The organism is Pseudomonas sp. 2848, from assembly GCF_003253945.1.
Lineage (GTDB): Bacteria > Pseudomonadota > Gammaproteobacteria > Pseudomonadales > Pseudomonadaceae > Aquipseudomonas.
This window is the reverse complement of record NZ_QKZD01000001.1, coordinates 713,005-727,012: the sequence shown is the minus strand read 5'-3', so window position 1 is coordinate 727,012 and position 14,008 is coordinate 713,005. Positions and strand designations below refer to the sequence as shown.

The window sequence follows — 14,008 nt, the reverse complement described above, 5'->3', positions numbered from 1 at the left end:
TCTTATCGTGATGTGAAGATTTCCCTGCCCACACTGTCTTTCCCATGGATGCCACCTTGATGCTGGTCGGGGAAGCGTGCCGGGTGCATGTTCCACCATTCGTTAGGTCCGCCGAACCCACTTTCGATGATGTGGTGCGCATCGTAGGGCTGTCCGGCCTTGCGCACCACCTTTGTCCCATCCTTGCTCATCACATTTTCGGTGTAGCGGGGCCACGTCTGGCCTGTCTTGGTTTCCCACTGGCCGATCAGCTCGTCCTTGATCTTGTTGAACTCGCGTCGGTGTTTCTGGGTTTCCTTGGGCGTGAGCTTGGTGTAGTTCTTTTCCCGCAAGGCATTTGCCAGGTTGTCGCGTTGCTCGGCGGTGACTTTCAGGCCCGTGTGCGCCTCCAGCTCATTGAGATAACGCCGTGCCTGGCTGGAAAGCTGGGTGAACGCCGATGCCGGCCCCTTGGGCGGCCCCTCGCCGGCAGGAGGCTCGTGCGGCTTGCGGGTGTCCGGCACATCCAGGTGAGAGCCCGGCCCATTGCTTCCTTCATGGTGGGTGCCGCCCTTGCGTCCTGGTATGGCGCCCATGATCACGCTGGTGATCAACTTGCCACCGCCAATCAGGAAGTCGCCGCCTTCCTTCTTGTCGAGGTCGCCCTCTCCCTCCATGCGCTCGGCAATGTACTTGCCAACCTTCGCCACGGCCTCCTCGACCTTAGCATTGAAGTCCTTGCCCAGCTCCGTCTGGTCGATCACCTGGCTGACAGCCATCTGAATGACAGCCTTGGGGCCTTGCAGCATGGCAATTGCCACGGTGACCGCCTCGGCCGCATCCGGATGCGCACCCAGGTACTCGTTGATGGTAGAGACGTAGGTCAGTGTCCATTGGACGCTGTCGCGCTCCGCCGTGACATGCGTTGTATCAAGCTCAAGAGCCCCCAGTTTTCGCTCGAGCTCCCGGGTGAAATCCTGCGACTGCTCGAACACATGCTCAAGATTGTTGAGCTGCTGCAATACCTGGGTCTGGAAGTCTTCATTGCCCATCAAGACCATGGCATCGCGTGGCGACATCCCTGCCAGGATCAACGACTCGAGGGTGTTTTCCGCCAACGCCCGGCCCGCGACCGCGACAGCGCCGCTGTCCATTGGCCGCCCGGTCATCCGCTGGTAACGATTGACCAGAGCGTTGAGGGCATTGCCGGCCTGTTCGAAGTTCTTCAGCGCCGTCTTGTCGTAGTCGAGCAGCCCATCGCTCCACTTCTGTAGCGTCTCCTTGGGATTGAGCACATCGTTCAGCGAGCTGTCGGTCACATAGAGATCGGTGCGCGACTCCTTGTCCCGCGTGATTTCGTAGGCTTTGTCGAGGTCACGGTTCAGCCCGACGGTGGAGTCCTGGCCGCTCTCGGCGTCCTTGCGCACAGTGATATCACCTGCACCCACGGTGGCACGGACGGTCTGCTCACGGTCCTTTTCATACTCCCAGCCGCTGACGCTCCAGCTGGTCTGGTTCTTCGGGCCCTTCTCGTCGTTACCTGCGTCTGCGGTGACCTTGCCGTTGGAAGGATCCTGCTCGGCACTGGCCGAACCCTTCTTCCAGCTGCCACCCACATTCAGGTAGTAACCGTGCTCCTTGTCCTTGCCGGCAATGTCGCTGAAGCCCAGGGTGCCGGTGTCGAGTTTGAGATTGCCGTTGTCGGCGGCGATCAGCGCACCGTCGAGCTGGGTGTGGTTCTCGGTGCGGATATCGACCTTGTCACGCCCGGTGATGCGAGTCTGGTCCTCGACCCACTCGGTCTTGCCGGTGGTCTTGCCATAGCCGACCGACCCACTGACACCGGCGCCCGGGCCCACGGTGACAGTGGCATTGATGTCGAACTCCTTGCCCTTGACCTTGCCAGTGTCGATGGCCGAGGCCACGTTGAGGTCGCCACCGACACGGCCGATCACTTCGTCGCCGCGTACCTGGGCGCCCTTGATGTTGGTGTCCTTGCCGCTGGTGAACTTCAGCTGGTCACCGGCATACACATAGGCTTGCTGATGACGCTGGGTTTCACGCTCCAGGTCGCCCTTGCCCATGTTGACGCTGGCGTAAACGCCCACACCTTCCGAGCCGAAGGTCAGGCCGACCTCGCCACCGCCGCTATGACGGTTCTGCTCCTGCTGGCTGTCGTTCTTGGCAGCCACGATGTTCAGCTCATTCCCCGCGTTCAACTCCACATCGCGACCGGCCTTGACCTGACTGCCCACGATGTTCAGGTCATTGCTGGCATCGAGCTTGATGTTGCCCCCGGCCTCCAGCTGCGCAGGCGTGGAGGTACCCTGCTGGCTATCGGCACTGGCAGTGCCATGGCTGCCGCCGATGCCGACTTTGAAGCCACCGCTGGTGCCACCATGCACGCCGCCCCAGCTCTGCGACTGGTTGTTTTCCTGGCTGCTGCTGCCCTTGGCGACATCTATGTTGATATCCCGGCCTTTGATGTCGATGTCACGCCCGGCCTGGACCTTGCTGCCCTTGATATTGACGTCGTTGCCAGCCTGCATCTTCACATCGTTGCCGGCGTCCAGCGTCGAAGGCCGATTGCTCTGCTCCACGCTTTGCTGGCTGCTGGTCTGCTTGCTGTTGCCGATCTTGCCGTCACCGGTGGGGCCGGTGAAGAACTGGCCGATGGCATCCACGGTCTGCAAGGTGCTGGAACCCTTGCTGACACCATCCTCGCCCTTGCCGGTATTGCTTATCGCATCCTTGGTACTGCCGGCGTTATGTTTGATCGAGCCGCTGACCCCCTGGCTCTCATACTCGCGCTCCTGCTCCTGAATACGCGTGTCACGGCCGGCATCGATGTTGATGTCTCGTCCGGCGCCAAGGCTGATATCGTGCCCCGCCAGCAAGTCCGAACCGGTCTGGTTGATATCACGTCCAGCATTGATATCCAGGTCCTTGCCAGCCTGGATGCGACTGCCGGCAGCCAACTGCTCGCGCAGGCGGTCCTTGGCTTTCTCTTTTTCAACGCCCGCGAAGAAATTGGTACCGTTGTCGTCGGTGTCCGAATGCAGCCCGACGCTGCTCGACTTGGACCACTGTGTATCGTCACGTTGGTTCTGCGCCGCAGTGATGTTCACGTCACGCCCGGCATTCAGGCTGACATTGCGTCCGGCATTGATGCCGCTACCGAGCACGTTGATATCGCGTTCCGCCTCCAGAGTGGCGTCGCGTACGGCGACCACTTGGCTGCCGACACTGGTGCTGCTGCGCGCTTCATGCCCGGAGGTCTTTGCCGACGCAATCGAGACCGAGGGGATCGAGACGTTTTGCACGCCCGGCAGCATCAACGCTGTCGGCGACAGCATGTCCTTGACCGAAAGCGAGAGCTTGAGCTTCTGCTTGTATTCCTCGCTGCGGCTATAGGCGGTGTCGTTGGCCGACACCAGGTTGACATCGCCCTCGTCGTCCACCAACCCGGCGCGTAGCTCCACATCGTTGCCGGCATTGGCCTTGCTCGCGCGCAAGCGCACATCGCTGCCAGCCGCCAGGACAATGTCGTTGCCGGCATCGAGCTCGCTGCCCACCTGCGTGGCGCGGGTCTGCAGCTGGCTCTTGCCGCTCTTCGACAGGCCCAGGAAGCCGGACTTGGTCTTCTTGCTGAACTCGCCGTGTTCCTCGACGCCGGACAACACCGCCACATCGCGCGTCGCGCCAATCATGAGGTCGCCGCCGGCCTTGAGCTGGCTGCCGATCACCGTGACGTCGCGGCCGCCGTCCAGGGAGATGCCGCCATAGTCCTGCTTGCTGACATTGACGGTGAGATCGCCACCCGCCTCGATCACCGAGGCGACGTTGGTGCTGTGGTAGCTCTCCTTCTGGTTCGAACTCTTGCGACCGAACGACCCCTTGCTCTTCTTGAGGTAATAGGACGCGCTTTCGTTCTGGTCGGAAGCGATGGTCAGGTCGCGCTCGACGTCGATGTCGACATCGCCCTTGCCCTTGACCTGGCTGGCGACGATGGCCATGTCCTGGCCGGCAGACAGCGACACGTCACCCCCGGCCTTGACCGTGGTCGAGACCTGGGTGACCTGGTCCTTGGACTGGGTGACCTTCTTGCTGCGGCTGAAGCTATGGGCTTCGTTGGCGGCGGAGGTCAGGTTCAGGTCCTCGCCTGCGGCCAGGGAGAGGTTGCGGCCCGCGTCGATCTGGCTGGCCACGGCGGTGAGGTCGCGGCCGGCGCCGATGCTCAGGTCGCGACCGGCGGTGACCGTGGCGCCGTGCTGCTGCACCGTGTTGTTGCGCTGCCGGTCGCTGTAGAAGCCTTCGCGCTCCTCGACCGACAGCATGCTGACATCGCGCCCGGCATTGAGGGACAGGTCGCCGCCGCTCTGGATCACGCTGGCGACGTTCTGGATGTCCTGGCCCGCCTTGAGGCTGAGGCTGTTCCCGGCTTCGATACGGGCGGCGTTATCCAGGTAGTCCTTGTGCTGGCTGGTGCCGCCGAAATGGGTGACGGCGCGCACCGGGTCACGCTGGTTGAGGATATCGCCATTGACCGCAGTCAGGCTCACGTCGCGCCCGGTGATGATGCCGCCGGCGCTGTTGCTCAGGTTGTTGCCGGCCAGCAGTTCCAGACGCTCTCCGGCCTGGATCAGGCCAGTGTTGACCAGGTTGTTGCCAGCGGTGGCGGACAGGTTGCGGCTGGCCTGCAAGGTCCCGACGTTGGTCAGGTTCTCGCCGGCGATCAGTTGTACGTCCTGGCCGGCGATCAACGCACCGTTGGGGGCCAGGCGGTTGTTGGCCTGGGCCAGGTAAAGCACCGGGACCAGGACCTCTTCGCCGTTGACCTGGTGTTTTTCCATCCACACGATGTCATGGGTCAGCGCCGCCACCTGGGAGGCCGTCAGGCCCACACCCAGGCTCAGCTGGAGCTGGTCCTTGCTGCGGATGGCGTTGTCCATCAGGTACTTGAACAGCTGATCGCCAGAGGTCTGGCCATCGATGAACTGCTGGCCGGTACGGGCCACCACCGCCTGCTGGATCAGGCGTTGCTCGTAGAGTCCATCACCCAGGCGCTTCCAGCTCTGGTCCGGGTCGTAGCCGAGGTTGCCGAGCAGATAGTCCGAGCTCATGAACTGCTTGAGGTCGGTGAGGACCGGGTTGGTCTCGATCAGGTACTTGTGTGGCTTGCTGGTGTACTGGCTGTCCGGCATACGGGTCACACCCGCAATGTCGGGACGCGCGCTGATCCCCAGGTTGCCGTTGACCGAAGGTTCCCGGGCATCGGCACCGGGATGTCGCGTCGCGCGGTTGACGTCGACCGGCGCGCCATTCGGTGCGTAGACACCGATGGCACTTGCGTTGCCGCCCACGGTACCGCCCTGATGGGCGATGCGGTCGATCTGCTGATGGCTCTGGTTCCCCGCACTGGCATCCACAGCCTGCAGCGCGCCGGGCTGGGCGCCTGGGGTCGACACCTGGCGGCCTTGGGTCAAGACTTCAGCACTGCCAAGCGTCCAGCTCGGGGCTGTACCACCTGCGCCACTGCCGCCCTGACCACTCAGGCGGAACAGTCCATTCTGCCCGGTGGGCAAGGTGAACCCACCCAAGGCGAGGGGGTTGACCTGTTGTTGTGCCAGGTCAGGGGGAAGCTGGGCATGAATATTGATGACCGTGCTGCCGGCAGCGCTCGGCAACTTGGGGTCGAACGCCTTGGCTGCCGGGCCACCGACCGTCAGCCCTTCCTGGATGACGCTGTTGATCACGTCCCTGGTGGCATTGATGCTTACCCGGCCACCCGCCTGTACAACGGCATTCGCCGCACCGACCTGGGTGTCATGCACGATGGTACGAGGGTCGAAGAACGTGACGCCTTGAATCTGCGCGGGCAGCGGCGCTCTCACATCAGGGTTGTATGCCGGCGCGATGTTCAGCGAGCCGATCGAGAATCCGTCAAACCAGCTCTTCCAGCCGATGACCGCGATGGTGTTGTAGTTTGCGGTACCGCCAAGCCGGGTATAGGGCGTGATGCGTGATTCGTTCCAGTTGGCATCCCACATTCGCATCGTGCCTACGACGTTCCTGCCGCCGTTACTGGTGTCCCTTTTATATTCCGGGTCATTGGCAGCGTTGTAACGCATCACTGCGGCAAAGTACGGCATGGCGTATTTGACCTTGTCAACGCCTGTCAGGTAGAACGACTTCAGCTCCGAATAGGTGCCCAGTGCCTCGCCCTTGTTGAGGAAGTTCTGCACATTGACCGTGATATCACGCTGGGCGGTGATCACCGAAGCCGAGTTCTCCAGCCGCCCCCCGAGCACAAACAGGTCGCGGCCAGCACGGATTGCCCCGGCAGGCGAGTCGATCTCGACCTTTCTCTCGTAGTACTCTTCGAGCACCATATGACCGGCGCCCGGCCCAGTCTGACGCATACCGATCGAGCTCCACTTCGGTGTGCCCGTGGTCTTGAAAACCTCCTTCCTGTTCTCGATGGCCTGCGCATTCAGGCGCATGTCCCCGGCACTCTCGAGGCTGCCGGAAATGTTCTCCACCTTGTTCGCCAGCCCGCCCGCGGCATTGCCGGCCACCGTCAAGCCACCCAGGCTGTAGACGTCGCCATAGAAGTTGGTCAAGGCGCCGGTATACAGCTGCATGTCCCCGCCGCTGAACAACAGGCTGTGATCGTTGCGCAGGCTGCCGGTGGTCACCCGCACCAACTGGTTGCCACCCAAAGTCCCCAGGTTGTTCACGCTACCGGCGTTGACCAGCAGATCGCCCGCCGAACTCAGCCGCCCCTGGTTGGTCAGCAGGCCCGCCACATTGATCGTGGTGTTGCCCACGCCCGTGATGCTGGCGTTGCTGCCCAGGTTCATCTGCGCTGCGCTCACCCCCAGGGTACCCAGGCTGTTCACCCGCCCATTGGCGCTGCTGTAGGTACCCCCCAGGTTGAGGCTGAGCGCGCCGTCACTGGCGATCAGGCCTTCGTTGCTCCAGTTGCCGCCGTTGCCCACCAGGCTGTCGAATGCCAGCAACTGGCCGCCAGCGGTCTGGGTGAGGTTGTTGACATTGACCGTCAGGCGCCCGGCCTGGATGGCGCTGCCGTTGGTCCAGCTGTCGGCGGTCAGGGTCAGGCCGCCGCGGGTGCTGAGGCTGCCGCCGGCACGGGTAAGGTTGGCGGTGTCGATGTCGAACACGCCCTTGCCGACGTGCAGCACCTTGCCACCGACGTTCTGCAGCAGGCCGGCGCCGAGGGTCAGGTCACTGTTGCCGATCTCCACCTGGCCATTGCGGTTGTCGAACAACCCGCCAATGGCGAACTGGCTCTTGCCGCTGGTGCCCAGTGCACGCAGTTGCCCCGCCTGGTTGTCCAGAGTGGCAGCCGTGATGGTGAGGGTACTGGCGCTTTCGATGATGCCGCCGCGGTTGTCCAGCGCGCCGCTCAGCCCGATATCGATACGCTGGCCGACCATCTCGCCGCGCGCGTCGCCACCGTTGAGCAGGCTGGCGCCGGTGACCTTGAGCAGGCCACTGGCGGAGATGCCGCCATCGCGGTTGTCCAGTTGCCCGGTGCGGATCACGGTATCACCGCCGAGCGCGGCGATGCGCCCGCCGTGGTTGTCGAGGCTGGCGCTCTGCACATCCAGGCTCAGCGCCTGGAGGATGCCGCGCTGGCCAGTGGCGTCGCTGCCGTTGCGCAGCACGCCGGTGGTGCGCACGCCCAGCGCCTGCTTGAGGCTGGCGAGGATGCCACCGCGGTTGTCAAGGGTGTCGGCGGTCACGGTCAACGCGCCGTCCTGGGCGATCAGCTTGCCGCCCTGGTTGTCGAGCAGGCCGCTGGCCTGCGCGGTGATTGCGCCCTTGGCCTGCACGGTGCCCTTGGCGTTGTTCAGGCTGGCCGCCTGCAGGCCTACGTCGCCCTGCTGGCTGTAGATCAGGCCATCGCCCGAGTTGTTGAGCACCCCGCGGCTGTCGAGCGTGAGCGGGCCATTGGCGGCCAGGGTGCCGCGCTGGCTGTTGTCGACGCTGGCGGCCAGCACCTTGAGCAGGCCCTGGCTGGCGATCTGGCCAGCCTGGTTGTCGACCAGGCCGGCGCGCTGGATCAGCAGGTCCTTGCCGGCGAACAGCTTGCCCTGGCGGTTGAGCAGCTCGCCGAGCAGGTCGAGGGTCAGCGCCCCTTGGGCGGCGAGGCTGCCGTCGGTGTTGTTCAGGCTCGCGGCGGTCAGGCCTAGGTCCTGGCGGGTGGCCACGCGGCCGCCGTGGTTGTCGAGAGCACCGGCGCTGATGACCAGTTTTTCCCCGGCATCGATCAGGCCGCCGTCATGGTTGTCCAGTGCCGCCGTGATGGTCAGCTGCTGGCCGCTGCCGCTGGAGAGGATGCCGTTGGCGCTGTTGTCCAGGCTGGCGGCCTTGACGTCCAGGCGTTGCTGGGCGACCAGCGCGCCGCCGTCGCTGTTGCGCAGCGCGCCGGTCACGGTCGCCTGCACGGCGCCGGAGCGGCTCGACAGGGTGCCCTGCTGGCGGTTGTCCAGACTTTGGCCGGTCACAGTCAGGCCCTGCCAGCCCGAGACCAGGCCGTTGCGGTTGTCGATGGCGCCGCTGGTGATGCCCAGCGTCTGTTCGCTGATCAGCTTGCCGTCACGGTTGTCCAGCTCGCTGACGTCCAGTTGCAGGGCCTGGGCGGTGGAGATCTCGCCGCCCTGGTTGTCCAGTTTGGCCAGGTTGACCAGGGTCAGCGGCCCGGCGGTGGTGATCAGGCCCGCGCCGTTGTCCAGGTCGGCGCCGCCCAGGTCCAGCGCGAGGCTGCTGCCGAGCAGCTTGCCGGCGTGGTTGTCCAGGCCCTTGCTGGTGAGGGCGAGCGCGTCCTTGGCTTCGATGCGGCCGCCGTCGCGGTTGCTCAGCGCGCCGGCATGAATCTCCAGCGACTGGGCGCCGATCAGGCCCTTGAGGTTGTCCAGGCGCTGGCTGACCCGCAGCAGCAGGCGCTGGTCGCTGAGCAGGCGGCCGTTGCCGTTGTCCAGTTGCTCGGCAGCGACGGTGAAGGCCTGGGCGCTGGAAAGCTCGCCGCCCTGGTTGGCCACGGTCTTGAGGTTGTCCAGCTGCAGCGACGGGGCATTGATCAGGCCGCCACGGTTGTCCAGGTGGCCATGGCCCAGGTCGAGTTTTACCGAGGTGTCGCTGAACAGCTTGCCGCCCTGCTGGTCGAGGCCGGTGACCGTGGCGGTGAGCGCTTCGCGGCTGCCCACGCGGCCACCGTCGCGGTTGTCCAGCTGGCCGGCGTGCACGTCGAGGGTGCGGTTGCTGCTGATGCTGCCCTGGCGGCTGTTGTCCAGGTGGCCGGTGCTGAGGGTCAGCTGGCCCTTGCTGGCCAGCGCGCCTTTGTCGGTGTTGTCCAGGCTGGCGCTGGCCAGGGTGATGTCGCTGTCGCTGAGCAGCTCGCCGCCCTGGTTGAGCAGCGCGCCGCCCGTGGTCAGTTTCAGGCGGCCGGCGCTGTCCAGTTTGCCGGTGCTGTTGTCCAGGCTGTGCGCGGCCAGCACCAGCTGGCCCTCGGCGCTGAGCAGGCCGAGGCGGTTGAGGGCCGCGCCGGTCAAGGTCAGGGTCATGTCCCGCTGGCTGGTCAGGCGGCCACCGTCGTTGTCCAGGGTCAGACCGGTCAGGGTCAGGCCGGTCTGGGCCTCGAGGCGCGCCTTGTTGCGGTTGAGCAGTGCCTGTAACGCCAGGGTCATGCCGGTGCCGGCCACCAGCAGGCCGCCGTCACTGTTGTCCAGCGAGGTGCCAGTGACCGCGACAGCGGCCTTGCCGGTGATCTCGCCGCCACGGTTGTCGATGCGGTCGACCTCCAGGGTCAGCGCGCCATTGCTGCCGAGCAGGCCTGCCTCGCGGTTTTCCAGCTCACCGCCCTTGATCCGCAGTTGCTCGAGGCTGATCAGCGAACCGGCGTTGTTGAGCAGGGTGTCGGCCTGGACCTCGCCCTGGCCTTTGCCGGAGACCTTGCCCTTGCTGTTGTCCAGCGTCCCGGCCACAAGGTTGAGGGCGGTGTCGCCCACCAGGGTGCCCTGGCGGTTGTCCAGGCGACCGTCGACGGTCAGCACCAGGCCGGCGCGGCTGCTGACGGTGCCCTCGCGGTTGTCGAGGCTGGCGGCATGCAGGTCCAGGCCCTTGGCCGAGACCAGCCCCTTGGTGTTGTCCAGCGCCTGGGCAATGCGCACCGTCAAGGCCTGGTCGCTGAGCAACTTGCCCTGGCGGTTGTCCAGGGAATCGGCCACCAAGGTGAAGCCCTGCGGGCTGGTGATTTCGCCGTTCTGGTTATCCACGCGGCCGAGGTTGTTCAGCACCAGCACCGGGGCCTTGATCAGGCCATGATTGACCAGCGCGCCCTGGCCCAGGTCGAGGGTGATCGAGGCCTTGCTCAGCATCCGGCCGGCCTGTTGGTCGAAACCGCTGGCGGTCAGGTGCATGGCGCCATCGCTGTCGATGCGGCTGTCGCTGCCTGCGTTGTTGACCTGGCCGGCCTTGAGGGTCAGGCGGTCATTGCCGACCACATGGCCGCTGTCACGGTTGTCGAGGGTGCCGGTGGCGATGTCCATGGCCCCCTGGGCGCCAACTTCGCCGGCCCGATTGTCGAGGCTGGCACTGCGCAGGTCGAGGGCGCCGTCGGCGGTGATCGAACCGCGCTGGTTGTCGACCTTGCCGGTGGTGGCCAGGGTCAGTTTGCCGGCGCTGCTCAGTTCGGCGTCGCTGTTGTCGAGGCTGGCGGCGCCGATGTCGAGGTCGCCCTCGCTGGTCAGCAGGCCCTTGCCGTTGTCCAGCGCCTGACTCAGGCGCAGGCGTGCGCCCTGCTCGGCGGAAACACGCCCGTCGCGGTTGTCCAGGGTCTGGCCGTCGAGGGTCAGTTGGCCCTTGCCGCGCAGCAGGCCCTGGGCCTGGTTGATGACCTCGGCCACCGTCAGCGCCAGGTCGGTGTCGGCCAGGACCTGGCCGCCGGTGTTGTCCAGACGCTGCCCGGTGAGGCTGAGCGCCTTGGCCGCGGACAGCTCGCCGCCGCGGTTGTCGACGCTGTCCACGGTCAGGTGCATGCCCTGCCCGGCGCCGACCACGGCGCCCTGGCGGTTGACCAGTGTGCTGCCCTTGAGGGTCAGCGTGCCGTCGGCGGACAGCTTGCCGCCCAGCTGCTCCAGGCGCGTGACCTGGCCATCGAGATCGCCGCCGCTGGTCAGGCTGCCGCCACTGTTGTCCAGGTGCGCGGCGACCAGGTCGAGGTTGCCCTTGGCGCCAAAGATGCCGAGCTGGTTGAGCAATTCGCTGCCGCTGTAGCGGGCCCCGGCCTGGCCGCTGACCAGGCCCTGGTCGCGGTTGTCGAGGTGGTCGATGGTCAGTGTCAGTGCGCCGTCGGCCTCGATCTTGCCGCCGCGGTTGTCCCAGCGCTGGCCTTGCAGGGTCAGCAGGTCCTTGCCCACCAGGCGGCCACCGCGGTTGTCCAGTTGCCCCGCGTCGATATGGGTGGCGCCCACGCCGTTCACCAGGCCCTTGGCCTGGTTGTCCAGCAGCCCGCTGACCTTGGCGGTGAGCGTGCCGTCGCTGAGCAGCTTGCCTTGCTCGCGGTTGTCGAGGCTGGCGGCGCTCACCTTCAACGCCTTGTCGGCAGCTAGCACCCCTTGGCGATTGTCCACCGCCTGGGCGATGGCCAACTCCAGCGCCCCGCCAGTGACCGTACCCTCACGGTTGTCGAAGCTGCCTGCCGTTACCTGGCCGAGGTCAGCGCTGGAAATCTCGCCGTGGCGGTTGTCGATGGCTGCGCCCGTAACCACTGCCAGGCCCGACTTGCTGGTGACCACGCCGCCCTGGTTGTTCAGGGTCAGGGCGCGGATATCCAGGCCGTCGGCCGACACCAGGCCATCGAGGTTGTCGAGCAACTGGTCGAGGCGCACGGTCAGGGCCTGTTCGCTGTAGAACTTGCCGCCCGTGTTGTCGAGGCTGCGGCCTGCCAGGGTGAAGGCGCCCTTGCCGAAGATCTCGCCACGCTGGTTGTCGATATCGGCAATCTGGCGCAGGTGCAGCTGGTTGGCGGCGATCTTGCCGTCGCGGTTGTCCAGCCGGCCATGGTTCAGGTCCAGGGTCAGCGCGGTGACGCTGCTCAGGTGGCCGCCCTGCTGGTCGAGCCGGCCGACATTGACGCCGACTGCCTGGTTGCCGCTGATATGGCCGCCCTGGCCGTTGTTCAGGGCCTGGGCGCTCAGGTCGAGGGTGGCCTGGCTGGCGATCCGGCCAGAGCGGTTGTCGACCAGCCCCTGGCTGGTGACGGTGATGCCGTGGTTGGCCAGGACCTTGCCAGTGCGGTTGTCCAGGCTGCCAAGGTTCAGGGCCAGGGCATCGAGGCTGGACAGTTCGCCGGCCTGGTTGTCCAGATGGGCCCAGGTGGCGTTCAGCGCGCCCTGGCTGGTGATCTGGCCACGGTCGCCGTTGAGCAGTTGGCCACCGGTGAGGTTCATGCGCCCGTCGGCGAGCACCTTGCCCTGCTGGTTGTCCAGGGTCGCGGCGTTGACATTGAGGTCGCGCCCGGCGCTGAGGCTGCCGCCCTGGTTGTCCAGGCGGCTGCCGGTGGAGACGCTCAGGTCACCGCTGGCGATCAGGCGCTGGTGGCGGTTGTCCACGGCACCGGCGCTGATCTTCAGGTCGGCGTCGGCCACGCGCTCGCCATTGGCGTTGATACCCGCCTGGATACCGCCGAGGTTGCTCAGTTGACCAGCCGCGTCTAGTTGTACCGAACCTGCAGCGGTCAGCCCCTGGCGGTTGACCAGCTCGCCGCGGCTGTCCAGCTGCAGTTGCTTGCCGGCATGCACCGGCCCCTGCGCATCGATAGCCGCCGCCTGCAGGCGTACATCACCGGTGGCGCTAGCCTGGGCCATGCGCAACTGGCCGTTGGCCTCGAGCTGGATATCGCCGCCGCTGGCGATCATCCGCCCGTCCAGGCGCACGCCGACCCCGGCCTCGGTGCCCACCAGCCTGACCGCACCGGCATACATGCCGCCCAAGGCGCTGGAGTCGATGGCCAGGCTCGGCTTGGCACTGCCGTCGTCCTGGCGCGCCGTAGCCGCCAGGGTCCGCGCATCGACATCGTTGCGCCCGGCGACGATGGCCAGGTTGCGTGCCTGGATCTCGGCGTTGATTTTCGTGCTGCGGGCAATCAGCTCGAAGCTGTCGACGTTGCTGGCGTTGAGCCCCGCGCCTTCGATGGCGATATGGCCCTGGTCGACCTGGTAACGGCTCAGCTGGCCGTTCTCGAGCACCGGCTTGCCGGTGCTGAGCGTGGCCTGTGGCGTGTTGATGAAGCCGCAGCCATCGCAGGTGATGCCGTGGGGGTTGGCGACGATGACATGTGCCCCGCGCCCGGCCACTTCGGTGTAGCCGCGCAGCTGGCTGGCGTTGGCGCCGTTGACCTCGTTGAGGATGACGTTGGCCGCCGTGCCCTGCAGGTTGGGGTTGCCGAGGATGATGCCGCCCAGCTGGGTGGCCTGGGTGCGCTCGGTGGCGTTGTTGAGGATCAGCCCCTGCTGGCCGACGTTGTAGTCGCTGAACTGGTTGTGCGACAGGCCGCTGCCGTTGGGCGCGGCGATATTGACGATGGGCACGCCGTTGCCCGCCTGCCCCAGGCTGGTGCCCGGCCCGCTGACCACCACGCCTTCGGCGGCCTGTGCCCACAGCGGTTGCCAGAACATGGCGTTGGCCAGCAGCAGCGCCAGGCCGCGCTTGGGCAACCCGCAGAACTGCTCGCGCGGCTGAATTTTGGCCGAGCGTTGGCGGGCCAGGAAGGCAAACAGGCGGACGTCCATGTCAGGTCTCGCAAATCAGGCGGTCAGGTGCTCATGCTTGCCAGCACACCGGTAAGCATTAGCGAAAAAGAGCGCGAGATACTATTTCGCCATCATGGAAGCGTCAAATTAATATCGTCAAAAAATAGTAGCCGTATGACGGCACCTGTTCCGCCAGTCGCTCGCGCTGAACTTCCGGCCAGCCAGCGACCTCCACCGCACGAATCGACTGA

At 65.6% G+C, this 14,008-nt stretch carries 1 protein-coding gene; it reads right to left on the bottom strand.

The window, feature by feature from the left end:
* Nucleotides 1–2: 2 nt before the first annotated feature.
* Complete coding sequence (locus DFS21_RS03385; protein WP_111531812.1) at nt 3–13,796, bottom strand: hemagglutinin repeat-containing protein; 13,794 nt, start codon at nt 13,794–13,796, stop codon at nt 3–5.
* Nucleotides 13,797–14,008: the final 212 nt, after the last annotated feature.

What these genes read in the sequence shown, in the direction of transcription:
- DFS21_RS03385 (WP_111531812.1), bottom strand. Translation starts at nt 13,796, where the DNA reads ATGGACGTCCGCCTGTTTGCCTTCCTGGCCCGCCAACGCTCGGCCAAA.